Here is a 26,134-nt window from a genome sequence, read left to right on the forward strand (position 1 = left end):
TTAGACAGCCTTTTTTAGTATTTAAAATTTAGATTGAATTACAATCCAAATGCAGCTTTTACTTGGTCAACAAAATCAAGTTTTTCCCATGTAAACAACTCAACAGTAACCGTTTTTTCGTTTCCGCCTGGAGCAGAGAAAGTTTTAGTAACCGTTTCAGGTTTACGTCCCATGTGTCCGTAAGCAGCAGTTTCGCTATAAATAGGGTTTCTTAATTTTAAACGTTGCTCGATAAAGTAAGGACGCATATCGAAGATAGCCTCTACTTTTTTAGCGATTTCACCGTTAGTTAAGTTTACTTTAGAAGTTCCGTAAGTTTCAATGAAAATTCCCATTGGCTCAGCAACTCCAATTGCGTAAGAAACCTGAACTAAGATTTCGTCAGCAACACCAGCAGCAACTAAGTTCTTAGCGATATGACGAGTTGCATAAGCAGCACTTCTATCTACTTTACTTGGATCTTTTCCAGAGAATGCACCACCACCGTGAGCACCTTTTCCACCGTAAGTATCAACAATGATTTTTCTTCCTGTTAAACCAGTATCTCCGTGAGGTTCCTCCAATAACGAATTTTCCTGTTGGGTTAATATGGTAGTTGATTTTATCGTTAAATAAGTGAGCGTGCTCTGGGTTTTTAGCGATAATTCTTGGAATCAAAATTTCGATAATATCTTTTTTGATTTTAGCCAACATCGTAGCTTCTTCATCAAAATCATCATGTTGAGTTGAAATTACAATCGCATCAATACGAGTTGGTTTGTTATCGTCGCTATATTCTAAAGTTACTTGAGATTTAGCATCTGGACGTAAATACGTGATTTCTTTGTTTTCACGTCTTAAAATAGCTAACTCTTGTAATAATTTATGAGATAAATCTAATGCCAATGGCATGAAGTTTTCAGTTTCGTTTGTAGCGTAACCAAACATCATTCCTTGGTCACCTGCACCTTGCTCTTCTGGCTTAGCTCTGTCAACACCTTGGTTAATATCTGCAGATTGCTCATGAATAGCTGAAAGAATTCCACAAGAATTCGCTTCAAACATATACTCACTTTTAGTATATCCAATTTTACGGATTACTTCGCGAGCGATTTGCTGAACATCAAGATAAGTATTCGACTTTACTTCACCTGCTAAAATAACCTGACCTGTAGTAACTAAAGTTTCACATGCTACTTTAGAATCAGCATCAAATGCCAAAAAGTTATCGATTAATGCATCCGAAATTTGATCTGCAACTTTGTCTGGATGCCCTTCACTAACAGATTCTGACGTAAATAAATAAGCCATAATAATGTAATAATAAAATATTAGTTTTTAAAAATTTAAGCAGGGAAAGTAATTGCTAAAAAGGGCTAAAGGAGAGTTCCTGCTTTAGCATTTTTTACTACTGAAATGAATCTTTCAGCATTCATAACGAAATCATTTCATTATGAAGAGGTTGCAATCAGTTCAAATTTTTCCTCTGTTTCGGGTGCAAAGGTATGAAACCATTTTGATTTGCAAATTAAAGTTCAACTTTTTTTATTTTTTCTAGCAGAAATTTAACAATAACATACTATTTTGATAGGGTAATAGAAAATAATTTGTTTTTTGTTTGGTCGATTAAAAAATAGTTTGCAACTTTGCCCCGTTAAAACAAAAGAAACAAATGAAATTTACAGTTTGCAATATGATGTCTTGTAAGATGCCGGAGTTATCCGCAGAGACGCTATTGTAATTATTTTTCAATAAAATATAAATAGAACCTCTGCCGAACCGCAGAGGTTTTTTTATGCCAAAAATAAACCTGTAAGATTTTTTTTAAGCCAAAAACAATAATTAATCAGTAAAAAAAGAAATGAAGAAAAATGTACTAATCGTTTTAGGTCTTGTGACTTTTTCAGGACTTTATGCTCAGGACAATAAAAAAGAGCAGGATAGTTTAAAAAACAACGAACTGTCTGAAGTTACTATTATTGGATCAAGAAGTAAAAACAGAGTTAAAACAGATGTGCCGGTTCCGGTTGATGTTTTTAACGTATCAGAAATAACAAAAGGGGCACCGCAAACGAGCGTAACTCAAATTTTAAATTATGTTGCGCCGTCGTTTACGAGTAACCCGACTTCTACAGCAGATGCAACAGACCACGTTGATCCAGCACAATTAAGAGGATTACGGACCAGATCAGGTTTTGATTTTGGTAAACGGAAAAAGAAGGCATACAAGTGCTTTAGTAAACATAAACGGATCGCCAGGAAGAGGATCTGTAGGAACAGACTTAAATGCAATTCCGTCTTTTGCCATAGAAAGAATAGAAGTTTTACGAGATGGAGCTGCCGCACAATATGGTTCTGATGCGATTGCAGGAGTTATTAATATTGTTCTAAAGAAAAATGCTAATTATTTGACAGGAGGAATTCAGTATGGAGCAAATTTGTCTTCGGGATCAAATAATTTTGAAGGAGGAGCAGACGGTCAAACTGCCCAAATCGATTTAAACTACGGAACTTCATTGGGTAAACCGGGAAGTTTCTTAAATGTTACAGGAACTGCGGTGACAAGGCAAGCAACTAGTAGAGCAGGAATAAGAAGTAATGGAATTTTTAATGCTTACAATGCCGTAGAAAATAGAGCGGCGCAAAATGGAGTAGAAATCAACTCTTTGTTTAGCAATATTAATACGACTGCAAACTCGGCTCAGATTTTGTCTTCTTTAAAACAATATGCGCCGCAAGTAGGTTATTTTACAACAGCACAACAAAATGCTATTGCATCGGCAACAACAATTGCGCAAATGCAGACGGCTTTAAATTTTGACGTAACTAATAATGAATTGGCTTACAGAGGTCAGCAGAGAAGTGATTATAATATGAGTGTTGGACAGTCAGAATTGGCTGCAGGACAATTGTATTTTAATGCTAAATATCCTTTGAGCGAAACCACTTCTTTATATTCTTTTGGTGGGGTTTCTTATAGAGGAGGTAAATCGTATGCGTTCAATAGATTGCCAAATGGTTCTGGTACTTTCACGCAAGTGTATCAAAACGGATTCTTGCCAGAAATTGAGTCAAAGATTTTAGATGCTTCAGCAGCAGTTGGTGTAAATACGCAATTATTTGGGTTTGATACCGATTTAAGCACCAACTTAGGAACAAACTCTTTTAACTATGATGTGAATAATTCCATCAACGCAACTTTAGGAACCAATTCTCCTTTTAGTTTTGATGCTGGAAAAGTTTCGTTTTTACAGAGCACTACCAATTTGGACTTTAGCAAAAAACTGGATGTGCTTTCTGGGTTAAACGTTGCTTTTGGAGGTGAATTCAGATATGAGAACTATCAAATTAAAGCAGGAGAAGAAGCTTCTTACGGATTGTATGATGTAAACGGAAATTTAGTTTCAGGAATCTTGCCAAGCAATTCGCCATTGATTGTAACTGACTTCTTCGGAAACAAACGTGGAGCAGGAGCGCAAGGATTTTCAGGATTTCAGCCTTCTGATGCTAAAGAAAAAGACAGAAAAAGTGGTGCCGCTTATGTTGATTTAGAATTGAATGCCACTGAAAAATGGCTTATAAATGGAGCAGCGCGTTATGAAAATTATTCAGATTTTGGAAATACAGTTACATTCAAACTAGCTTCTCTTCTAAAATTAAATGATAATATCAATTGGAGAATCTCTGGACAAACAGGTTTTAGAGCGCCTTCTTTACAGCAAAGATATTTTGAGTCAAGTTCTACTCAGTTTATCAACGGTTCTCCATATCAAGTGGGGTATTTTACAAACGATTCGCAAGCAGCAAAAAGTATTGGAATTGAAAGTTTAAAACCAGAAAAATCAAAAAGTATCAGTACAGGATTTACATTCAAAATTCCTGAAGCTAACATAACCATTGCAACTGATGCTTATTTTACAAGAATCAACGACAGAATTGTATTGTCTGGACAATATTCTAGACCAACAGATGCGCAAATCGGTGCTGCAACTTCGCCAGAACAGGCAGAGGCGTTGACTTTGTTTCAGCAAGCATTTGATTTGAAGGGTGTAGAAAGAGCTTCTTTCTGGACAAACGGAATCGATTCTGAAACAAAAGGGATTGATTTGGTAATTTCTCAGAAATACGATGTAATTCAGGATTTCACAATTAGAAACGATTTTGCATTTAGTTTCAACGAAACCAAAAGAGTAGGAGATCTGCATATTCCGCAATCAATAGTGAATGCAGGAGGAGAACCTTATATTTATTCTTTCTTCCCAGAATCAAGCCGAGTGTATTTAGAAGAAGCGATTCCGAAATTGAAAGCCAATCTGATGACTACTTTCAATATTAAAAAATTGGATATTTATTTAAGAAATAGCTATTTCGGAAAAGTTACAGATCCAGGAGCAACAGATGTTAATCTGGACGGATTTTCTTCTGTGTACGAACATCCAGAATACAGCGCAAAATTGGTTACCGATTTGTCTTTAGGATATCAGATCAACGAGCATTTGAGAGCTACAATTGGAGTGAATAATATAGGAGATGTTTATCCAGACCGAAATAATCCTGCAACTCCAGCTTTTACAAATACAACGCCAACTTTGTCGCCAGCGCCAAGTACAGATTTGACAAATGCGAATCAGTTTGCTTATTCACGAGCAGTTTCTCAATTCGGATTAAACGGAAGATTTGGTTTTGCCCGCTTAAGCTTTAAATTTTAATTAAAATAGGCTCTTTCAGGCCTTTATTTAAAAGGCTTGAAAGGGATTCTAAAAAAAATAGTATAAAATTTCAAATTTAATTTGGTCGTTAAAAAAATACTTATTACATTTACTCTATCGAATTAGTCGAATTTAAAAAATAGTCGAATTCAAATTTTAAATCAAAATGAAAACAATAGCAAAAAGAAATATGATGTGTTGTGAGATGATGCAAATGTGCATCCCAATTTGCTGTTGCCAAAAGTGAAAGAGACAATCTTTGTTATAGTTAAACTATAAGCCCTTTTGGTCGCCATCCGAAAGGGCTTTTTTATTTCCAACATTTTAAATTTTAAATCATGAATACACTAGATATAAATACGATAGCATTTCAATACTTATTAAGAAATAATAATTCGGAAGAAACATCAACTGAAACTCCAAAATATGATCCTGCACAGCAGATAAAAACGCAGAAATCATTACTGTTCCATCTATATGATCTTGAAGAAGAAGCTGAAGATATTTTGGCTTAAATCAATTTCAGATTCAATAGCAATTTCAAAAAGCGATTTCAATATCAATTACATATAACAATATATAAACGTATTAAAAATACCTAAAAAACTAAGAAATCATGAGTACACAAAAATTCGCAACAAACGCATTACATGCAGGTCACGACGTTACTAAAAATTCAGGAACAAGAGCCGTGCCTATTTACCAGACATCATCATATGTATTTAATAACGCAGATCATGCAGCCAATTTATTTGGTCTTGCCGAATCTGGATTTATCTACACTAGATTAAATAATCCGACAAACGATATTTTAGAACAACGTCTGGCAGCTCTTGAAGGCGGAATTGGAGCTGTAGTAACCGCTTCTGGAGCATCTGCAATTTCAACAACTTTATTGACACTCTTAAAAGCGGGAGATCATATTGTTGCTTCAAATAGTTTATACGGAGGAACTTACAATCTGTTAAAAGTTACCTTGCCAAGATTAGGAATTACTACCACATTTGTAGATCCTTCAAAACCTGAAAATTTTACCAAAGCAGCAAAAGAAAATACAAGAGCTTTCTTTGTAGAGTCTCTTGGAAATCCAAAATTAGATGTACTAGACTTAAAAGCAATTTCGGCAGAAGCCAAAGCATTCAAAGTGCCATTTATAGTAGATAATACAGTTGCGACACCTTATTTATTGAATCCAATTAAATATGGTGCCGATATTGTAATTCATTCCTTAACTAAATATATCGCAGGAAACGGAACTTCATTAGGAGGCGTTATCATTGATGCTGGAAACTTTGATTGGGCAAACGGAAAATTTCCTGAATTTACCGAGCCATCTGCAGGATACCACGGATTAGTATATCATGAGGCCTTAGGAAATGCAGCTTTTATAGCAAAAGCTCGAATTGAAGGTTTGCGTGATTTTGGTGCTGCTTTAAGTCCATTTAATGCTTTTCAGATTATTCAGGGACTGGAAACACTTCCAATTCGAATTAAGAAACACAGTGAAAATGCTTTGGCTCTAGCCGAATGGTTAGAAAAACAAGATGAGGTGGTTTGGGTAAATTACCCAGGTTTAAAATCGAGTAAATATAATGCTTTGGCCAAAGAATATTTGCCAGAAGGACAAAGCGGTATTATCACTTTCGGATTGAAAGGAGGTTTTGATGCTGCTAAAAAAGTGGTTGATGATACTAAATTATTCTCTCTGCTAGCCAATATTGGCGATACAAAATCGCTGATTATTCACCCAGCAAGTACTACGCACCAGCAATTAACAGATGAAGAACAAATAGAAACAGGAGTTTCTAAAGATTTGATTCGTCTGTCTGTGGGAATTGAAGATATTGAAGATTTGATTGCTGATTTGCAAACTGTTTTTGAGAGCGTTTCGCTTTCTCAATTCAGCATCAATAAAAATTAGGTTTTTTTGTTTTTTGTTTGAAAAATTGCCTTTAGCGAGTGGTTTTGCTAAAGGTAATTTTTTATGAAAAGCATCTTTATAAAATTTAAACCTTATAAGGAATGTAAGTGCATTTTGTAGAGACGCACCGTAGAGACACACTGCAGTGCGTCTACCTTGATAAACGTTGGAATATTAAATGAACTTAGATCTCTTAATATGGTTTCAAAAATTAAAAAATAGAAATTATGTCAAAGCTTAAAATAAACATTATCCTTTTCGGAATTGGAAATATCGGAAGTACTTTGATTAATCAGATTGTCGAAAGTCAGGAGTTTTTTCTTGAAAGCAAAAATGTCGATTTTCATTTTCCTATAATAACCAATTCGACGGTTGCTTTTTTTGAGAAAGAAGGTGTTGGTTATGCTTGGGAAACCAATTTTAGACAATTGGCAGTTCCTTTTAAAGTAGAAGATATTGTCGAATTTGCACAAGAAAATGAATTTGAAAACTTGATTGCCGTAGATGCAACAGCCAGTGATGAATTGGTAAAGCATTACAACACGCTAATCAAAAACGGATTCAATATTGTAGCGGTAAACAAAAAAGCCAATACGCTCCCGATTGACTTATATAAAGAACTACGAGCAGATCTTAAAAAGCATGGCAAAGAGTTTCTGTATGAAACCTCTGTTGAAACTGGGATTCCCGTTTTGCAAACCTTAAGAGATTTGTACTATTCGGGCGAAAAAATCACAAAAATCCGAGGTGTTTTCTCTGATCATCTAAGTTATGTTTTTAATCGATTTTCATCAGAAGAAGTTTCGTTTTCATCTGTTTTAAAAGATGCGAGTCTTTTAGGATTAATGAAGTCAAACTTTAAAGAAGATCTGTCGGGAAACGATACGGCGAGAAAACTTTTGATCTTGGCCAGAGAGATAGGAAAAGATTTTGAGCTTTCAGACATTAAAATCAAGCCATTTATAACCGAAGAGCATTTGGAGAAAAATGGAGTGCTAAACAAAGATGCTCTAGATAAATCTTTTAAAATCACCAAAATTACTCAAGCAGAAAATCATGTATTGAGATATGTGGGAGAATTTGATGTAGAAAAAGGCATTTTGGAAGTTAAGTTGATTTCGGAACCGGTAGATTCTCCAATCGGACAATTGAAAGGTTCAGATGCCATTTTTGAAATTTTCACTAAATCTTATGCCGACATTCCTATCGTAATTCAAAGTGCTCCGCCTTGCAAACAAGCGATTTCTAGAGGAATTATAACCGATATTCTGAAAATTGCGGAGCGAATTAGGAGTAAAGAAGCTGTTTGGCTTTAATTTTTTAGTTAAAAAAAGAAAAAAGAGAAAAAAGTTCTTTGATAAATTGATTTGTCAAATGGAGTCATGAAGAAAAAAACAGTTTTTTTGTAAGTTTTTTACCTTTGTTATTTCGTTTTCGTTTTTGTAAGATGTTTTTTGTCGTTAAAAAACACATTTTCAACGAATTTTGTAATTAAATTCTTGAATTTTATTTGTGTAATAAAAAAAATATTTGCATATTTGTTATACCCAAAAACTACTAGAAATCAAATGAACTTAAAAGTCAACAAAATGTTTTGTGCCATTTCGGTTAAGACCGAGGCTGGGGTGTCTATTGCTTAAAATTGTAAGAATACAATAACAATATAGTAAGAGCCTCCGATAGAAATATTAGGAGGCTTTTTAATTTAACAGAAATGCAAAATTTTAAAATACAATATAAATCACAGATGAATAAATCCTTACAGATGAACAAGATGTTTACTGTCGCGCTTATTTGCGCATACGTCTGTTGATACTAAAAGCATACATGAGTGTAAAAACTTAAACCCTTTTGGTATCTAAAAATCCAAAAGGGTTTTTTTATTCGGTAAAACGAATTAACAAAAAGATAAACGAGAAATAAAGATTATAAAACACAACTTAACTAAAACTTAATATCATGAGCAAATTGAACTACTTCGCAGAAAAAATTTCTAAATTGAAAAATAGAAGGACAAAAAATAGTAATCCACCGCCAACAAACGAATTGGCTCACCCAAGATTCGGAATGACAGAGGAAGATAAAAGCGCTGAGAAAAAAGCACCAAATTCTTTATTGTTTTTGATGTATTCAAAAGAAAATGAAACGCTTTTTATCTAAACGGAAAAGCATCATAAACTAGGTGAAAACCTGCTTAATTTTACTGGGCATTTTTGTTCGGTAAATTTTTGCGTATAATAGTTTTTGCTAAAGTATCTCACAGAAATTTAACAAACACTTTTAGATAAAATTTGTTTGTTAGCGAAATTAGTAGTTAATTTGCACTCGTTAAGTTCAAACACGTATTGAAATGTTATAAAGAAAGGACGAGGGATTAGACCCGATGAAGCCTTAGCAACCCTTCGGTAAAACGAAGAAGGTGCTACATTCTACCACGCCAAACGTGGAAAGATAACAACAAGATTTTTTCTAGTTAAACCTAGTTTTTCTTTCTAATATTTCCATATACAAATCAATAATACAACAGATTTGAAATTGGAAAATATACCAAATCCCATTATAATTCAAGATTTCATCACAGAAAGTGGTGCAACTTATCATTCTATACCATTAAGTTTTACGCTGGCAGGGCAACCTTTGCACAGTGCGCCTATTGTTTTGGTTAATCATGCTTTAACTGGAAATTCGCAAGTTACTGGTGAAAATGGCTGGTGGAATGACTTGATTGGTAAAGGTAAGACCATTGATACTGATGTTTATACCATTCTAGCTTTCGATATTCCAGGAAACGGAAGCAATTCTTTTTTAATTGACAACTATTTAGATTTTGCAGCGAGAGACATTGCCAAAATCTTTATCGAAGGTGTAAAAACTCTAAATATCGAAAAGCTTTTTGCGGTTATTGGAGGTTCTGTTGGTGGCGGAATTGCTTGGGAAATTTTAGCATTAGCGCCAAATATTACAGAAAACCTTATTCCGATTGCGAGTGATTGGAAATCTACTGATTGGCTTATTGCAAATTGCTTTTTACAAGAGCAAATTCTCAATAATTCTTCGAAACCAATTGAAGACGCCAGAATACATGCAATGCTTTGTTACCGTTCGCCAGAATCTTTCAAAGAAAAATTTCAGCGCACGATCAACCAAGATCTTTTGATTTTTAATATCGAAAGCTGGCTGGCACATCACGGGAAAAAATTGCAGAAAAGATTCCAATTGTCTTCTTATAAATTAATGAATCAGTTGCTTAAAACAATTGATATTACTAGAAATAGTGAAAGTTTTGAAAATTTATTGTCTAAAACAAAAGCTTCAATTCATATTGTCGGAATCAATTCGGATTTGTTTTTTACAGCTAAGGAGAATGTAGAAACCTACGAGGAATTGAAGAAATTTAAAGATAATGTTTTCTATAGCGAAATTGATTCGGTTCACGGACATGACGCTTTTTTAATCGAGTACAAACAATTAGATCATTTACTTGCCGATATTTTTAAGGCAGAAACAATAAAGAAATAAAATGAAAGTATTAAAATTTGGAGGTAAATCGTTAGCAAACGGAGAAGGGCTTAACAAAGTTGTTTCAATCATTTCTGATAAAGTAAGTCAAGGTGAAAAAATTGCCGTTGTAGTTTCTGCACGCGGAAATGCTACAGACGAATTAGAGTTTATTTTGAGCATTGCTGCTAAAAACGGCAGTTATAAGGAATTATTAGAGAATTTTAAAAAATATCAAATATCAGATTATCCGAATGTTGATTTATCGGAAGAATTTGGTGTCTTAGACAAACTTTTTGAAGGGGTAAGTTTAATTGGCGATTACAGCAAGAAAATCAAAGATCAAATTTTGTCTAAAGGAGAATTGCTTTCGGCTAAATTATTAACGGCTATATTATTGGAAAAAGGAATTCCAGCCAATTTTGTAGATACAAGAGAATTGCTGAAAACAGATTCTAAATTTGGTGATGCACAGCCTTTAGAGCAGCTTTCAAAGAAAAACGTAGTCAATTATTTTAAAGAACATAACGGCGAAACGGTTAATATAGTTACAGGCTTCATTGGCTCAAACAACAACAACGACACAACTACTTTAGGTAGAAATGGCAGTAACTATACCGCTTCGTTAATCGCAAATTATTTAAATGCAGAAGAGCTTCAAAACTTCACGCACGTAGACGGAATCTACACGGCAAACCCAGATTTGGTTGCCGATGCTAAGAAAATTGAGTATTTATCGTTTAATGAAGCGAACGAATTGGCAAATTTTGGCGCAACGATTCTTCATGCGAAGACAATTATTCCTTTGTTAGAAAAGAATATTCCATTACGAATTTTAAATACTTTCAATCACGAAAATCGCGGAACTTTAATTACATCTGATTCTTCTAAAGAAGGAATTAAAACGCTTTCTGTTTTAGAAAATGTATCTCTTGTAAATCTTGAAGGACGCGGATTACTTGGAAAAGCAGGAGTTGATGCTCGAATTTTTAAAGTAATGGGAGATCACAATATCAGTGTGAGTATCATTTCGCAAGGTTCTTCAGAAAGAGGAATCGGATTGGTTGTGGCAACAGAAAAAGCTACTCTTGCAATGGTAGAATTAGAAAAAGAATTCGAAAATGACTTCTATTCTAAAGACGTAAATCAGATTACGGTAACAGATAATGTATCGGTAATTTCGATAATCGGACAGGATTTGAGTACTTTCCATAAACCATACACCGCTTTAATTAAAAATAAAATTGTTCCAATTTTGTTTAACAACACCGTAACGGGTAAAAACGTGAGTTTGGTTGTTAAAAAAGAAGAATTAAATAAAGCTTTAAACGTAATTCACGGAGAGATTTTTGGAGTTTCGAAAAAGATCAACATTGCCATTTTCGGTCATGGACTAGTAGGAGGAACTTTGATTAATCAAATTTTAGAATCGGCCGCAGCAATCGAAAAACGTAAAGATATTAAGCTGAATGTTTTTGCTATCGCAAATTCTAAAAAGCTGCTTTTAAACAAATATGGTGTTACAGATAACTGGAAAAATGATATTCAAACAAAAGGCGAAGCTTACACGATTAAAGATATTATTGCTTACGCAAACGAACATCATTTAGAAAACTTAATTGCAATTGATAATACAGCAAGTGCGACTTTCGTTGAGAATTATATTCCGCTTGTAGAAAGCAGTTTCGATTTGATTTCTTCGAATAAAGTAGCTAATACTTTGACGTACGGTTTCTATAAAGAATTAAGAAAAGCTTTGGCAGAAAACCAAAAGAATTACTTATACGAAACCAATGTTGGTGCAGGATTGCCGTTAATTGATACGATTAAATTATTGCACCTTTCGGGTGAAAATATCACAAAAATTAAAGGAGTTTTCTCTGGAACATTGAGTTATTTGTTCAATAATTTCTCTGCGAAAGATGCGCCTTTTAGTGAAATCTTGCAAGAAGCAATTGATAACGGATATACAGAACCAGATCCGCGTGAGGATTTATGCGGAAATGACGTTGGTAGAAAATTATTAATTTTAGCTAGAGAATTAGATTTACAAAATGAGTTTGAAGAAATCTCAATTCAGAATTTAATTCCAGAACACTTACGTGAAGGAAGTGCTGCCGATTTCTTGACGAAATTAAAAGAATTCGATCCAATTTATGCTAAAATAAAAGCAGAGCAACAGCCAAACCATGTCTTGAGATATATCGGTGAGTTGTCTGGAGATTTGCAGAATGACAAAGGAAATCTAGAAGTAAAATTGGTTTCAGTGCCAAAAGATACTGCATTAGGCGGATTAAAAGGTTCTGATTCTTTCTTCGAAATTTATACAGAATCATACGGAGATCGTCCAATCGTTATTCAGGGAGCCGGTGCAGGTTCTGCAGTAACAGCAAGAGGGGTTTTCGGAGATATTTTGAGATTGTCTGATAAAGGATAAGATGATTTTAGATTGCAGATTTTAGAGTTTAGATTTAAGATTTGCAAGCCTAGTTTGTCATTTCGACGAAGGAGAAATCTCCGCAAGTAGCTCGACAAAGTAATGTCAATCTTTGTCGATTTAACAACGAAGATTTCTCCTTCGTCGAAATGACAAGATTGAGGAAATTGAATAAAAAAAACAAAAAAATAACAACACAATGAAAGTAAGTTTAAACAGAGTAAATGACGCATTTCATTTTAAAGTAAAAAATGAACGCGGACACGTAGTTGACGTTGATAGCAGAGCCGAATTTGGCGGAAGCGATTTAGGTGCAAGCCCAATGGAATTGGTATTAATGGGAGTTGCAGGATGCAGCGCTATTGATATGATTTCTATCTTAAAAAAACAGCGTCAGGAAATTACTTCTTTTAATGCTGAGGTTGAAGGAACACGAGTTCAGATTGAAGAAGCAAAACCTTTCAAAGAAATAGATGTGGTTTTTTATTTAGAAGGAGAAATCAACCCGGAAAAAGCCAAAAAAGCAGCACAACTTTCTTTCGAGAAATACTGTTCAGTTGCCAAAACAGTTGAACCGACTGCAACAATTAAATACAAAGTTGTCTTGAACAACGAAGCTTTATAAATTAGATAATTAGTCAATTAGGGAATTAGATAATTCTTGGATTGAGTTAAATAATAGACTCGTTTTGGTTAGGTTTTTAGATTTCTTTTGCCTCATTGGAAAACTTGAAACTTAAAACATGAAACCTGAAACAAAAAAACAAAACAACACACAATGAATACAGAAGAATTTGGTTTTGAAACACAAGCCATTAGAACACAATTAGAGAGATCACAATATTTAGAACATTCGGTGCCTTTGTACCTTTCATCAAGCTTCGTTTTTGAAGATGCTGAAGATATGAGGGCTTCTTTTACAGAAGAAAAAGAAAGAAATATTTATAGCCGTTTCAGTAATCCAAACACTTCGGAGTTTGTAGATAAGATCTGTAAAATGGAAGGGGCTGAGTCTGGTTATGCTTTTGCAACAGGAATGGCGGCAGTATATTCTACTTTCTGAGCTTTGTTAAATTCTGGAGATCATATTGTTTCTGCAAGCAGTGTTTTTGGTTCTACTCACGCTTTGTTTATGACTTATTTTCCAAAATGGAATATCGAAACTTCTTATTTCGAAATTAATAAGCCGGAAACAATTGAAAGTTTCATTAAACCAAACACAAAAATTTTATACGCCGAATCTCCAACAAATCCAGGAGTTGATGTAATTGACTTAGAATTGTTAGGAAATATAGCTAAAAAACACAATTTGATTTTGATAATTGACAACTGTTTTGCAACGCCATATTTACAGCAGCCAATTAAATTTGGAGCGCATTTGGTTATCCATTCAGCAACAAAATTAATCGATGGACAAGGTCGCGTTTTAGGCGGAGTAACAGTTGGAGATGCAGAATTAATCAGACAGATTTATTTGTTTTCAAGAAATACAGGTTCAGCTTTATCGCCGTTTAATGCGTGGGTTCTTTCAAAAAGTTTAGAAACATTAGCAGTTCGTGTTGATAGACATTGCGAAAATGCTTTAAAAGTAGCTGAATTTTTAGAAAGCCATCCAAATGTAAATAGTGTAAAATATCCTTTCTTGAAATCGCATCCGCAATACGAAATTGCTAAAAAACAAATGAAAGCAGGTGGAAACATCATCGCATTCGAAATTAAAGGCGGAATCGAAGCAGGAAGAAAATTCTTGAACTCAATTCAACTTTGCTCATTATCTGCTAATATTGGAGATACAAGAACAATTGTTACGCATCCGGCTTCAACAACACACAGCAAATTATCTGAAGAAGATCAATTAGCAGTTGGAATCACACAAGGTTTGGTTCGTGTTTCTGTTGGTTTGGAAACTGTTGAAGATGTAATTGCAGATTTAAAACAAGCACTTTCTTAAATTTTAGATTTTAGACTTAAGATTTTAGATTTCTATATATAAAGACGATTTTTGATAGTAAGTTTTACTGTTGAAAATCGTCTTTTTTTCTGGTTTATATAAAAAGCCTATTTTTGTGTGTCTGAAATGAACTTAACGAAGTAATCTGATAGATTTAGTAGAATTTAACTTTATTCTTTGTGATAGTTCAAACAAAAAGCATACTTTTGTTATTCAATAATTTGCAAGAGTTTGATTTGAAATTAAATTCTGCAATCAAAATTTTACATTAGTGCTTTCAAAGAAAACAAAATACGGAATTAAAGCTTTAACTTATTTAGCCAGACGTGAGAATAATGAACCGGTACAAATAGCTGAAATTGCGAAAAGCGAACATATTTCGATAAAATTTTTAGAAAGTATTTTACTGCTGTTAAGAAATTCGGGCTTCCTTGGTGCTAAAAAAGGAAAAGGGGGAGGTTATTATTTGATAAAAGATCCAAAAGATATCAGCATGGCCAAAGTGTACCGAATTCTTGAAGGTGCAATTGCGTTACTGCCTTGTGCAAGTCATAATTTTTACGAAAGATGTGACGATTGCGATGATGAATCAACTTGTGCTGCTAGACGTTTAATGACAGAAGTGCGTGATAATACACTTAAAATATTAGAAAGTAATTCTTTGGCAGACATTGCTTTTTAGAATTTACTTTGCAACCAAATAAAAAAGACCATTTCAGCAAATTTGAAATGGTCTTTTTATTTTTATCTAATGTTTTTAAAAAATCAATTTATATCCCGCTAAGAAAAGCATTACTGCAATTGCATTTCTAAGAAACTGGTCAGGCACTTTTCCGCTTAGCATACTTCCCATGTATATTCCAGGAAGTGATCCCATTAATAACTGACCCAATAATCCTAAATCTAAATTTCCCATAGAAGCATGGCCAATTCCAGCTACTAAAGTTAAAGGAACGGCGTGTGCAATTTCGGTTCCAACTAAACGAGGAGTTGGTAATAATGGATAAAGGAAAAATAAAGTTACAGTGCCTAATGCTCCAGCGCCAATAGAAGTTAAGGTTACGGTTGCTCCTAATAAAACTCCAATTCCAATGGTAAGCATGTTTTGTGTAGTGCTTTCACTATGAAATTTATCTCCAGCATGTTTTTGAGAAAAAACTAAAAGTTTCTTTTTGAATATAATCGCTACCGAAGTAAATAATAAAGCCCATCCTAAACTGTACTTAATAACTCGATTTATAGTTTCTATATCGGTTTTAATGCTATGTAAAATCCATAAAGTTACTAAAGCAGCGGGAACGCTTCCTAAAGTGAGCCAACCTGTAATTTTCCAGTTGATGTTTCCTTTTTTATTGTGTACAAATATTCCTCCAGCTTTGGTAAAAGCAGCGTATAGTAAATCGGTTCCTACTGCGGTTGTTGGAGAAATGCCAAAATATAATAAAATAGGAGTCATTAAAGAGCCACCACCAACACCTGTTAACCCAACAATAAAACCAACTGCTAAACCTGCTATTACAAGACCGATCTGAAAATCCATGAAAAATTATTTGCCGCTAAAATAATAACAATTTTATAATTATCCTATAGATTTTGTAGAGATTAAATGTGTATTTTTGTGGATCACAAAATGGGATCATGTTGTTAAAATAGTAAGAGGCAGCATTTAATTTGTTAAAATAATCACTAATTCTTTTTTAAATCTCTTTTAACTTGGTTTATAAGAGGATAGCTTATGTAAAAAAGTAAATATATTGTTTTGATATTTCGAAATATATAGTACTTTTGCAAAGTAATCTACTAAGCCGATAGGGTAATGGATTTTTAAGAACAAAAACAATTCTTAAAATATGGAAAATGAACTTAAGTTAAACAACACGATAGTAAAGTCTGATTCTTTATTAAAGGAAAAATTGTGGGTTGTAATACCTGTTGTTTTATTGTTAGGTTTGGCAGTTACATTAATTTATAATCATCACGCTGAATTTTCGTGGAATGGTTTTGTTCAGGGGCTTGATGAAAATCTTTTAGCGTTTTTTTTAATTGGTGCTTTTGCTCAATTAGTAGATGGTGCTTTAGGAATGGGATATGGAGCAACTTCTACGTCATTTTTATTGGCTTATGGAGTTTCGCCAGTTTTGAGCAGTACGGCAGTTCACGTTTCAGAGATGTTTACAACTGGAGCATCGGCGCTTTCGCACCACCGCTTTGGAAACATCAATAAAAAATTGGTAAAACACTTATTGATTCCTGGAGTTTTAGGATCAATTACAGGAGCTTATTTATTATCAGATGTTATTGACGGAGATATTATTAAACCATTTATTGCGGTTTATATGATTATTCTGGCAGTTGTAATTATCAGAAAAGCTCTTAGAAAAAGTGTTGTAAAAAAGAAAACGAAGAAACTAGGCGTATTAGCAGTGTTTGGAGGTTTCATGGATTCTGTTGGAGGAGGAGGCTGGGGCCAATTGTGACTTCAACATTGTTAGGAAGAGGAAGAAATCCGAAATATACCATAGGTTCTGTGAATGCGGCTGAGTTTGCCATTTCGTTTGCAAGCGGAATTACTTTCATGCTTTTTGGCGGAATTCACGGCTGGCAGATCATTATCGGATTGATTTTAGGAGGAGTTATTTCAGCGCCAATAGCAGCTTATTTGGTAAATAGAATCAAAAGAAAACCAATGATGGTTGCGGTTGGAGTTCTAATTATAATATTGAGTTTAAAAACATTATCTAAATTATTGTAAAAGATAATTTTAGAAAGGAGAGATTTATGAGTGCGATTATTGTACAAGAATTATTAGAAAAAACTGCAGCTCTTTCGCTTGACGAAACCTTAGTTTTTTTAGCAAAAGAATTTCCGGGAAAAGTAATTTTCTCAACTTCTTTCGGTCAGGAAGATCAGGTAATTACTGATTTTATTGCAAAAAGTAATACAGATATTACCGTGTTTACTTTAGACACTGGAAGATTATTTCAGGAAACTTACGATGTTTTTCATAAAACATTAAAAAAATACAAAAGACCAATCGAAGTTTTTTTTCCAGAAGCTGCTTCAGTAGAAAATCTTCTGAAAACAAAAGGACCAAATAGCTTTTACGATTCGGTTGAAAACAGAAAAGAGTGCTGTTTTATTCGAAAAGTGGTTCCGTTAAGAAAAGCTTTGGCAGGAAACTCAGTTTGGATTACAGGACTAAGAGCCGAACAATCAGAAAACAGACATGATTTGAGTTTGTTTGAGTACGACGGAAACTTCGAAATTATCAAATTCAATCCGTTATTAAAATGGACTTTAGAAGAAGTTGAGACGTATTTATCCGAAAACAATGTTCCGCAAAATGCTTTGCACAAACAAGGTTTCGTAAGTATTGGATGTGCGCCTTGTACCAGAGCGATTTTCCCTGGAGAAGATATCAGAGCTGGAAGATGGTGGTGGGAATCAAGCCATAAAGAATGTGGGCTTCACAGTGCGAAAAAAGAGTAAGTAGAAGGAAGAAGCAAGAGGCAAGACTTCTGCAGAGAATAGAATATAGATTATAGAATAAAGAGTGGAGATTTTAGATCAGGCGAAAAACTTGAAACTTTAAACCTGACTCGAGAGCTTAAGCTCGAACAGGCGAAGCAAACAAAATTTTCACAACAAAAATATCAAACAAAAAAACAATGAGTTCAGTATTAAAAACAAACGCTTTAGAGAGTGAAGCGATATACATTTTCAGAGAAGTAATTTCACAGTTTGACAAACCGGTTTTACTTTTCTCAGGAGGAAAAGATTCTATTACATTAGTGCGTTTGGCGCAAAAAGCATTTTTCCCTGCTAAGATTCCGTTTCCTCTATTACACGTTGATACAGGACACAATTTCCCTGAAACCATTGCTTTCAGAGATAAATTGGTAGAAGAATTAGGTTTAGAGCTAATCGTTCGTAATGTTCAGGATGCTATTGATGAAGGAAAAGTGGTTGAAGAAACTGGAAAATATTCAAGCCGTAACAGCTTGCAGACTACAACGCTTTTGGATGCAATTGAAGAATTTAAGTTTGACGCTTGTATTGGTGGTGCACGTCGTGATGAAGAAAAAGCAAGAGCAAAAGAACGTATTTTCTCTGTTCGTGATGATTTCGGTCAATGGGACGAAAAAAATCAGAGACCTGAGTTGTTTGATATTTTGAATGGAAAAATTGAAAATGGACAAAACGTTCGTGTTTTCCCAATTTCAAACTGGACAGAATTAGATGTTTGGAGTTATATCGAGAAAGAACACATCGAGATTCCATCAATCTACTTCTCACATAAAAGAAAAGTTTTTTTGAGAGACGGTTTAATCTGGTCACATTCTCCTTTTGTGTACCAAGAAGAAGACGAACAAATCGAAGAAAGAATTGTTCGCTTCAGAACCGTTGGTGATATGAGCTGTACAGCAGCTGTTGAATCTTACGCAGCAACAATCGAAGAAGTAGTTGGAGAAATCAGATCATCAACCATTTCTGAAAGAGGAGCCAGAATTGATGATAAACGTTCTGAAGCTGCAATGGAAAAGAGAAAACAACAGGGATACTTTTAATAATTATGAGTTATGAATTGTGAATTATGAATGCAATTCAGAATTAATTAAAGTAAAAATCAAGAAAACAAAAACATACAGGTTTAATTTTTAGATAAAGTTTTTCAACAACTTGAAACCTGAAACTTGAAACAAAAATTTAGACCTGAAACAATATATAAGATGGACGTTTTAAAAATAGCAACAGCAGGAAGTGTAGATGACGGAAAAAGTACTTTGATCGGGAGATTATTGTACGATACAAAATCATTGACAACTGATAAAATAGAAGCAATCGAAAAAAGCAGTAAACAAAAAGGATACGATTATCTTGATTTTTCTTTGGCAACTGATGGTTTGGTAGCAGAAAGAGAGCAAGGAATCACGATTGATGTTGCGCATATTTATTTTTCGACTGCAAAGAAAAGTTACATTATTGCCGATACTCCGGGGCACGTAGAATATACCAGAAACATGGTTACAGGAGCTTCGACTTCTCAGGTTTCTATCATTTTGATTGATGCTAGAAAAGGAGTTATCGAGCAAACTTACCGTCACTTTTTCATCAATAATTTATTGAGAGTAAAAGAGGTAATTGTTGCCATCAACAAAATGGACTTAGTAGATTACTCAGAAGAAGTTTTCAATAAAATCAAAGCTGATTTTCAGGCGTTAAATGCAAAAAGTACTTTCAAGGAACAAAATGTAAGTTACATTCCGTTAAGTGCAATCAACGGTGGAAATGTGGTTGATAAATCAGAAAATATGCCTTGGTATGATGGACAAACTGTATTAGAACATTTAGAAGGATTACATGCTTCTGATGTTTTTGAAGCAGGAAAAGCACGTTTTCCAGTTCAAACTGTGATTCGTCCAAAAACGGAAGAATACCACGATTTTAGAGGTTACGCAGGAAAATTATACGGAAACTCGATTAAAGTTGGAGATGCCGTAACGGTTCTTCCTTCTTTAACGGAATCTAAAGTATCTAAAATTCACTTTTTCGATAAAACATTTGACGAAGCCGTTGCAGGTTCTTCCATTACAATCGAATTAGAAAATGATATCAATGTAACAAGAGGTGATATGATTGTAAAATCAGCAGAGCTTCCAAAAATTGAAAAAGACATTACCACAACAGTTTGCTGGATGGACAGTAAAAAACTGGTTCCGGGAACTAAATATTTGGTACAACACAATACAAACCGAGTTTTAGCAAAAGTAGAAAGCATTAAAAATACAATTGCAACAGATTACTCGGGAACGACAGAAGCTTCACAATTGTCAATCAACGAAATTGGAGAAGTAACGATCAAATTAAGCAAACCGTTATATTTTGATTCATACAACGAAAACAAATCAAACGGAGCTTTCATCTTAATTGATACAGCAACTAACACAACAGCAGGAGTAGGATTTATTAGGTAAACCTGCTATAAGCTTTAAGCAATAAGCCTTAAGCTTAAAATAGTGAAGACACAAAGTTTAAAAAGCTTATAGCCTACAGCTTAAAGCCTAAAGCAAGAAAAAGAAAATGGAAAGTTTTAGAACAGAAATAGAAAATCCGGTAGTTCAGAAGGAGATTATCGAATTAGAAAAAAAGATTCACTTATTCCGTGGAGGAAAAATTGATGATGAGCGTTTTCGTAGTCTTCGTTTAGCGCGTGGAATCTATGGTCAGCGTCAGGAAGGCGTTCAAATGATTCGTATCAAATTGCCTTATGGTAAAGTAACCAGCGAGCAATTGGTGCGTATTACTCAGGTTTCTGATGAATATTCTACAGGACGTTTGCATATTACAACACGTCAGGATATCCAGATTCACTACGTGAGTTTAGACAGAACACCAGAACTTTGGGCAGATTTGGCTAAAGACGATATTACACTTCGTGAAGCTTGTGGAAACACCGTTAGAAATATTACAGGAAGCGAATTGGCTGGAGTTGATGTAAACGAACCATTTGATGTTTCGCCTTATGCACACGGACTTTTTCAATATCTGTTAAGAAACCCAATTTGTCAGGAAATGGGACGTAAATTCAAAATTTCGTTCTCTTCTTCAGACGAAGATACTGCTTTGAGTTACTTGCACGATTTAGGATTTATTCCGAAAATTAAGGACGGACAAAAAGGTTTCAAAATTATGTTTGGAGGAGGTTTAGGATCTCAGCCAGCACACGCAGAATTGCTTTCGGAGTTTGTTCCGGTAAACGAAATCATTCCAACAGCAGAAGGAATCATTCGTATTTTCGACAGATACGGAGAACGTGCAAAAAGAATGAAAGCGCGTATGAAATTCTTAATCAAAGAAATGGGGAAAGATGTTTTCCTTGATTTGGTTGAACAAGAGAAAAAAGCCATCGCGTTTGAAACATACGAAATTGATACAACAGCTTTTGATCGTCCGAATTCCAGAACCATTATTAGAAGTTCCGCAAGTCACAATCGAAGATACAGAAGCTTATGAAGCATGGAAAAAATCGAATGTAATCAAGCAGAAACAAGACGGTTATTATGCTATTGGAATCAAAGTTTTATTAGGTGATTTTTATACTGATAAAGCCAGATTATTAGCCGCTTTAATTAAAAATTACGCAGCAAATGAATTACGTTTTTCATTGCGTCAAAATATTGTAATACGTCACGTAAAAGAAGAGAATTTACCATTCTTTTACCAAGAATTAGCCAAGTTGGATTTTGTTCAGTTAGGATATAATTCGGTTGGAGATATTACGGCATGTCCGGGTACTGATACTTGTAATTTGGGGATTGCAAGTAGTACCGGTATTGCAGAAGAATTAGAAAGAGTTTTAAGTGCTGAATATCCTCAGTATTTAAACAACCGCGAAATCGAAATTAAAATTTCAGGCTGCATGAATGCTTGCGGACAACATAATATGTCTGCAATTGGATTCCAAGGAATGTCTATCAACTCAGGTAAACTCGTTGCTCCGGCTTTGCAGGTTTTATTAGGAGGAGGAAGATTAGGAAATGGAGCAGGGCGTTTTGCTGATAAAGTAATCAAAGTGCCTAGCCGTAGAGGTTCAGATGCATTGCGTACCATCTTAAATGATTTTGATGCTAACGGAAGCGGACAAAAATTCCTAGATTATTATGATACAAAAGGAGAGAAATATTTCTATGAAATCTTAAAACCTTTCGCAGACGTAACCAATTTAACAGAAGCTGATTTTGTAGATTGGGGTAATGCAGACAATTACGTAAAAGCAGTTGGAGTTGGAGAATGCGCCGGAGTTGTGATCGATTTAGTGGCGACATTATTGTTTGAAGCTAAAGAGAAATTGATCTTGGCTCAGGAATCTTTCGACGAGAATAAATGGTCAGATGCTATTTACCATGCTTATGCAGGATTTGTAAATGGAGCAAAAGCTTTGTTATTGTCAGAAAACCAAAAAACAAATCACCACGCTGGAATTGTAGACTTGTTTGATACTGTTTTTATCGATACTAATAAAATTGAATTAAACTCAACTTTTAAAGACTTGGTTTACCAAATCAATAAAAATGAACCATCTGAAGCTTTCGCTAAAGATTACATTGCACAAGCAACAGTTTTCTTTGACAAAATCGAAACTTTCAGAGCACAGGAATTAGCAAATGCATAATATAAAACCCAAAATAACTTTAGTCGGTGCAGGTCCGGGCGATCCCGATTTACTGACGCTAAAAGCTGTAAAAGCATTGGCTGAAGCAAATGTGGTTTTATACGACGCTTTGGCCAACGAAGAAATTCTGGATTACGCACCCAAAAATGCAATTAAGATTTTTGTTGGAAAAAGAATCGGAAATCATGCTTACACGCAAGATCAGATCAATCAATTGATAGTGGATAATGCTTTGACTTACGGAAATGTAGTTCGATTAAAAGGCGGTGATCCATTTATTTTTGGAAGAGGTGGTGAAGAAATTGATTTTGCAGAAAGTTTCGGAATTGAAACGACTGTAGTTCCAGGAATTTCATCTGTAGTTGCCGTTCCTGCAAGTCAGGGAATTTCAATAACAAAAAGAGGCGTTTCAGAAAGCTTTTGGGCGATTACAGGAACAACATCTGATAGAAAATTATCGTCAGATGTAGCTTTGGCAGCACAATCTTCTGCAACGGTTGTAATCTTGATGGGAATGCATAAATTGCCTCAAATCATCGATTTGTTTCAAAAAGAAGATAAAGGAAATTTATCAGTTGCGATCATCCAAAACGGAACAACAACAGAAGAAAAAGTGGGAGTTGGAACAGTAGATTCAATTTTAGAAGTTGTAAAAGAAAAAGAATTAGGTTCGCCGGCGATTATTGTTCTAGGAGAAGTTGTCCGTGAAAGCAATAAACTAAAAGGATTTTACGAAGAATTTCTATCAAAAGAAATCGCAAGATAACTTTAGAATTTAACCATTAAGAGCATAAAGTTAATAAAGCGATGCTTAATCTTTCTTAATAACTTAATGGTAAAAAGAAAATTAAGAAAAGTTCTTAATTTTTAAAAAGGTATATTAAAGAACAAAAAGGTATAATTTTGTTTAGATGAAATTAAATTAAAATGGAACAAAACGAATTATATCCAATATTTCTAAAGCTTCACAATTTAAATGTTCTGATTGTAGGTGGAGGAAATGTAGGTCTGGAAAAGCTTTCTTTCTTGCTAAAATCAAGTCCGAACGCAAATGTTGAGGTAGTGGCAAAAGAATTTCATTTAGAAATAAAAGTTCTGGCCGAAAAACATTCTTCGATTAAATTGACGGAATCGAAGTTTAAAAAGAAAATGCTCAAAAAGCGTCACATGGTAATTGCCTGTACAGACGATTTGAAAGTAAATAAAAAGGTTTACGATTTGGCGAGAAAACGTTATTTGATTTGCAATATAGCCGATACACCAGATTTATGTGATTATTATTTGGGCGGAATCGTAACAAAAGGAAATGTAAAAATTGCCATTTCAACCAACGGAAAATCACCAACAACAGCCAAAAGGCTTCGGGAGTTTTTTGAAGAAGTAATTCCTCAGGATATCAACCAAATGGTTGAGAATCTGAACGAATATCGAAAAACCTTAAAAGGCAATTTTGAAGAAAAGGTTAAACGAATGAATGAGATAACCGATTCATTAAAAAATAAAGAGTAAAAAAGTTTCGGAAAGAAATTAATGATAAAAATCATTGAAAGTACAAGGATTTATTCGTTTCTTTGCGTTATTAAGAATGATTATAAACAACAACATAATGATTAAAACAGATATACTTATAATTGGAGCAGGCCCAACAGGTTTATTTGCCGTATTCGAGGCAGGATTGTTAAAATTAAAATGCCACATTTTAGATGCTCTTCCACAACCAGGAGGACAGCTATCAGAGTTATATCCAAAAAAACCAATTTATGATATTCCTGGGTTTCCAGAAGTATTAGCAGGAGATTTAGTTGACGGATTAATGGAACAAATTAAACAATTTGAACCAGGTTTTACTTTAGGCGAACGTGCTGAAACAGTTGAAAAGCAAGAAGACGGAACTTTCATTGTAACATCAAACAAAGGAACTAAATTCCACGCACCAGTTATTGCAATCGCTGGAGGTTTAGGAAGTTTCGAGCCTCGTAAACCACTTATCGAAGATATCGAGTTTTATGAAGATAAAGGAGTAAAATACTTTATCAAAAATCCTGAGAAATTCAGAGATAAAAGAGTTGTTATTGCAGGAGGAGGAGATTCAGCATTAGACTGGAGTATCTTCTTGGCAAATGTAGCTTCAGAAGTAACTTTGATTCACAGAAGAAACGAATTCAGAGGAGCTTTAGATTCAGTAGAAAAAGTACAGGAATTAAAATCAGCTGGAAAAATCAAATTAATCACTCCGGCAGAAGTTATCGGAATCAATGGTGCTGAACACGTTGAGTCACTAGATATCGAAGAAAACGGCGCACACCGTAAAATCGACTGCGACTATTTCATTCCGCTTTTCGGATTAACACCAAAATTAGGTCCAATTGGAGACTGGGGATTAGAAATCGAAAAAAATGCAATTAAAGTAAACAATGCATTAGATTACCAGACAAACATTCCGGGAATCTTTGCTATTGGAGACGTAAATACATACCCAGGAAAATTAAAGTTAATCCTTTGTGGTTTCCACGAAGCAACTTTAATGTGCCAAGCTGCATACGGAATCATCAATCCAGGTAAAAAATATGTATTGAAATATACAACGGTTTCTGGTGTAGACGGTTTCGACGGAACTCGTAAAGAAGCTCCAAAAGCGGTTGTGAAAGCGATTGTTTAAGTTGCTAAGATTCTTAGTTTCTAAGACACTAAGATTTTATATATGAAGCTCAAACTTTTTTAAAGTTTGAGCTTTTTTAATTAATCCCAGAGGGATGGCATATTTATAGAAAAGAAATATTGGTCTAAACAAAAGCTCCAGCGGAGCGATATAGAAGAGAGGTGTCGCTCCGCTGGAGCTTTTGTTTGTTTGGTTAATTTTTTTTATAAATATTATGCTCCTCTGGAGCTTAGCAAAATATTAAGATTGTATAAGTTTTAAACTTAGAATCTCAGTATCTTAGCCTCTAAGCAACTTCAAAAAAAACATTTGCAAATCGAAACCCTATTTCATACCTTTGCACTGTTCTTAAAATTATTGTCAGTTATCACGAAAGGCGGAGGGATAGACCCGATGAAACCTTAGCAACCCTTTATCATAAAGAAGGTGCTAAATTCTACTTTATACGACATTTTCCAGTATTAAAGATAGATAACACAAATACATACTCGTATTTCTCAAAACTTTTCTCGATAACATATAATATTTACTGAAACAGATTCTGTATCAGGAGCGAATCATTGGCGCATTTTTGCAGTCAATAGTTCCCGCTTTTCGTTGCAATCTTTTGCTTTTTTAAAGAAAAAAATCAAAAGGATTTCCACTTCAAACGGAGTTCACTGAACTCCTATGAAAATAGAAATTAAGTGAAGTAATCGGGGCTAATGAGCCAGCAATAGTGCACTTTTGGAATTAAAGTGAAAAAAATATCCGAAGCAAACCTAACAGGTTTTAAAAACCTGTTAGGTTTAAACTTCACAATCATAA

The 26,134-nt window shown here is 34.4% G+C and carries 16 protein-coding genes, 4 pseudogenes and 2 riboswitches; of the genes and pseudogenes, 18 read left to right on the forward strand and 2 right to left on the reverse strand.

All coding sequences use genetic code 11. The features are described from left to right. Nucleotides 1–38: 38 nt before the first annotated feature. Nucleotides 39–1,290: pseudogene (gene metK, locus ACPWTF_RS15335) on the reverse strand (methionine adenosyltransferase). A gap of 890 nt (nucleotides 1,291–2,180) precedes the next feature. On the opposite strand from metK, the gene ACPWTF_RS15340 reads away from it, so the two are divergent. The 10 genes and pseudogenes from ACPWTF_RS15340 (at nucleotide 2,181) to ACPWTF_RS15385 (ending at nucleotide 15,177) form a co-directional block, all read left to right on the forward strand. Beyond that, nucleotides 2,181–4,688, forward strand: coding sequence for a TonB-dependent receptor plug domain-containing protein (locus ACPWTF_RS15340; protein WP_427871942.1), 2,508 nt, complete (start codon nucleotides 2,181–2,183; stop codon nucleotides 4,686–4,688). Nucleotides 4,689–5,026: 338 nt separating this feature from the next. Further along, nucleotides 5,027–5,203, forward strand: a complete 177-nt coding sequence (locus tag ACPWTF_RS15345; RefSeq protein ID WP_427871944.1) for a hypothetical protein — start codon at nucleotides 5,027–5,029, stop codon at nucleotides 5,201–5,203. A gap of 101 nt (nucleotides 5,204–5,304) precedes the next feature. Further along, nucleotides 5,305–6,609 carry an O-acetylhomoserine aminocarboxypropyltransferase/cysteine synthase family protein gene (locus ACPWTF_RS15350; RefSeq protein ID WP_427871945.1) on the forward strand — a complete coding sequence of 435 codons (1,305 nt, stop codon included), beginning with the start codon at nucleotides 5,305–5,307 and terminating at the stop codon, nucleotides 6,607–6,609. A 227-nt stretch (nucleotides 6,610–6,836) separates the two neighbouring features. Then, nucleotides 6,837–7,925 (forward strand): aspartate kinase, encoded by a 1,089-nt coding sequence (locus ACPWTF_RS15355; RefSeq protein ID WP_427871947.1) that lies wholly within the window; start codon nucleotides 6,837–6,839, stop codon nucleotides 7,923–7,925. Nucleotides 7,926–8,568: 643 nt separating this feature from the next. Further along, nucleotides 8,569–8,769, forward strand: coding sequence for a hypothetical protein (locus ACPWTF_RS15360; RefSeq protein WP_250834265.1), 201 nt, complete (start codon nucleotides 8,569–8,571; stop codon nucleotides 8,767–8,769). Nucleotides 8,770–8,959: 190 nt separating this feature from the next. After that, nucleotides 8,960–9,067, forward strand: a riboswitch (SAM riboswitch). Nucleotides 9,068–9,144: 77 nt separating this feature from the next. Further along, a complete protein-coding gene (locus ACPWTF_RS15365) occupies nucleotides 9,145–10,128 on the forward strand; it encodes an alpha/beta fold hydrolase (RefSeq protein ID WP_427871949.1) in 984 nt (327 codons plus the stop codon). Nucleotide 10,129: 1 nt separating this feature from the next. After that, nucleotides 10,130–12,544, forward strand: a complete 2,415-nt coding sequence (gene thrA, locus ACPWTF_RS15370) for a bifunctional aspartate kinase/homoserine dehydrogenase I (RefSeq protein ID WP_250834263.1) — start codon at nucleotides 10,130–10,132, stop codon at nucleotides 12,542–12,544. 199 nt (nucleotides 12,545–12,743) lie between these two features. Next, nucleotides 12,744–13,169 (forward strand): OsmC family protein, encoded by a 426-nt coding sequence (locus ACPWTF_RS15375; protein ID WP_095928071.1) that lies wholly within the window; start codon nucleotides 12,744–12,746, stop codon nucleotides 13,167–13,169. Nucleotides 13,170–13,322: 153 nt separating this feature from the next. Further along, nucleotides 13,323–14,495: pseudogene (locus ACPWTF_RS15380) on the forward strand (trans-sulfuration enzyme family protein). Nucleotides 14,496–14,766: 271 nt separating this feature from the next. Then, the gene (locus tag ACPWTF_RS15385) at nucleotides 14,767–15,177 is read left to right on the forward strand and encodes an RrF2 family transcriptional regulator (protein ID WP_427871952.1); all 411 of its coding nucleotides are present in this window, start codon (nucleotides 14,767–14,769) and stop codon (nucleotides 15,175–15,177) included. A 75-nt stretch (nucleotides 15,178–15,252) separates the two neighbouring features. Here the strand turns inward: ACPWTF_RS15385 and ACPWTF_RS15390 are convergent, their stop codons facing one another. After that, nucleotides 15,253–16,035 (reverse strand): sulfite exporter TauE/SafE family protein, encoded by a 783-nt coding sequence (locus ACPWTF_RS15390; RefSeq protein ID WP_427871954.1) that lies wholly within the window; start codon nucleotides 16,033–16,035, stop codon nucleotides 15,253–15,255. A 541-nt stretch (nucleotides 16,036–16,576) separates the two neighbouring features. Here ACPWTF_RS15390 and ACPWTF_RS15395 point away from each other — a divergent pair. The 8 genes and pseudogenes from ACPWTF_RS15395 (at nucleotide 16,577) to ACPWTF_RS15430 (ending at nucleotide 25,327) form a co-directional block, all read left to right on the forward strand. After that, nucleotides 16,577–17,247: pseudogene (locus ACPWTF_RS15395) on the forward strand (sulfite exporter TauE/SafE family protein). A 26-nt stretch (nucleotides 17,248–17,273) separates the two neighbouring features. Further along, nucleotides 17,274–17,984 carry a phosphoadenylyl-sulfate reductase gene (locus ACPWTF_RS15400; protein ID WP_427871956.1) on the forward strand — a complete coding sequence of 237 codons (711 nt, stop codon included), beginning with the start codon at nucleotides 17,274–17,276 and terminating at the stop codon, nucleotides 17,982–17,984. 179 nt (nucleotides 17,985–18,163) lie between these two features. After that, nucleotides 18,164–19,063, forward strand: coding sequence for a sulfate adenylyltransferase subunit CysD (gene cysD / locus ACPWTF_RS15405; protein WP_017497285.1), 900 nt, complete (start codon nucleotides 18,164–18,166; stop codon nucleotides 19,061–19,063). Nucleotides 19,064–19,225: 162 nt separating this feature from the next. Beyond that, entirely contained in the window at nucleotides 19,226–20,470 is a 1,245-nt protein-coding gene (locus ACPWTF_RS15410) for a sulfate adenylyltransferase subunit 1 (protein WP_427871958.1), read from the forward strand. Nucleotides 20,471–20,576: 106 nt separating this feature from the next. Continuing rightward, nucleotides 20,577–22,668: pseudogene (locus ACPWTF_RS15415) on the forward strand (HEPN domain-containing protein). Continuing rightward, nucleotides 22,661–23,434, forward strand: coding sequence for a uroporphyrinogen-III C-methyltransferase (gene cobA / locus ACPWTF_RS15420; protein ID WP_427871960.1), 774 nt, complete (start codon nucleotides 22,661–22,663; stop codon nucleotides 23,432–23,434). Before ACPWTF_RS15415 ends, cobA begins: the two are co-directional and overlap by 8 nt. 161 nt (nucleotides 23,435–23,595) lie before the next feature. Then, nucleotides 23,596–24,177: a precorrin-2 dehydrogenase/sirohydrochlorin ferrochelatase family protein gene (locus ACPWTF_RS15425; RefSeq protein WP_427871962.1), complete on the forward strand. Its 582-nt coding sequence runs from the start codon at nucleotides 23,596–23,598 to the stop codon at nucleotides 24,175–24,177. Between the two features lie 97 nt (nucleotides 24,178–24,274). Beyond that, the gene (locus ACPWTF_RS15430; RefSeq protein WP_274252254.1) at nucleotides 24,275–25,327 is read left to right on the forward strand and encodes an NAD(P)/FAD-dependent oxidoreductase; all 1,053 of its coding nucleotides are present in this window, start codon (nucleotides 24,275–24,277) and stop codon (nucleotides 25,325–25,327) included. 361 nt (nucleotides 25,328–25,688) lie between these two features. Then, a riboswitch (SAM riboswitch) is annotated at nucleotides 25,689–25,805 on the forward strand. Nucleotides 25,806–26,134 lie beyond the last annotated feature (329 nt).

Origin of the sequence: Flavobacterium sp. MMS24-S5 (assembly GCF_050320125.1) — a bacterium.
GTDB lineage: Bacteria > Bacteroidota > Bacteroidia > Flavobacteriales > Flavobacteriaceae > Flavobacterium > Flavobacterium tyrosinilyticum.

What these genes read in the sequence shown, in the direction of transcription:
- ACPWTF_RS15345 (WP_427871944.1), top strand. Translation starts at nt 5,027, where the DNA reads ATGAATACACTAGATATAAATACGATAGCATTTCAATACTTATTAAGA.
- ACPWTF_RS15350 (WP_427871945.1), top strand. Translation starts at nt 5,305, where the DNA reads ATGAGTACACAAAAATTCGCAACAAACGCATTACATGCAGGTCACGAC.
- ACPWTF_RS15355 (WP_427871947.1), top strand. Translation starts at nt 6,837, where the DNA reads ATGTCAAAGCTTAAAATAAACATTATCCTTTTCGGAATTGGAAATATC.
- ACPWTF_RS15360 (WP_250834265.1), top strand. Translation starts at nt 8,569, where the DNA reads ATGAGCAAATTGAACTACTTCGCAGAAAAAATTTCTAAATTGAAAAAT.
- thrA (WP_250834263.1), top strand. Translation starts at nt 10,130, where the DNA reads ATGAAAGTATTAAAATTTGGAGGTAAATCGTTAGCAAACGGAGAAGGG.
- ACPWTF_RS15375 (WP_095928071.1), top strand. Translation starts at nt 12,744, where the DNA reads ATGAAAGTAAGTTTAAACAGAGTAAATGACGCATTTCATTTTAAAGTA.
- ACPWTF_RS15390 (WP_427871954.1), bottom strand. Translation starts at nt 16,035, where the DNA reads ATGGATTTTCAGATCGGTCTTGTAATAGCAGGTTTAGCAGTTGGTTTT.
- ACPWTF_RS15400 (WP_427871956.1), top strand. Translation starts at nt 17,274, where the DNA reads ATGAGTGCGATTATTGTACAAGAATTATTAGAAAAAACTGCAGCTCTT.
- cysD (WP_017497285.1), top strand. Translation starts at nt 18,164, where the DNA reads ATGAGTTCAGTATTAAAAACAAACGCTTTAGAGAGTGAAGCGATATAC.
- ACPWTF_RS15410 (WP_427871958.1), top strand. Translation starts at nt 19,226, where the DNA reads ATGGACGTTTTAAAAATAGCAACAGCAGGAAGTGTAGATGACGGAAAA.
- cobA (WP_427871960.1), top strand. Translation starts at nt 22,661, where the DNA reads ATGCATAATATAAAACCCAAAATAACTTTAGTCGGTGCAGGTCCGGGC.
- ACPWTF_RS15425 (WP_427871962.1), top strand. Translation starts at nt 23,596, where the DNA reads ATGGAACAAAACGAATTATATCCAATATTTCTAAAGCTTCACAATTTA.
- ACPWTF_RS15430 (WP_274252254.1), top strand. Translation starts at nt 24,275, where the DNA reads ATGATTAAAACAGATATACTTATAATTGGAGCAGGCCCAACAGGTTTA.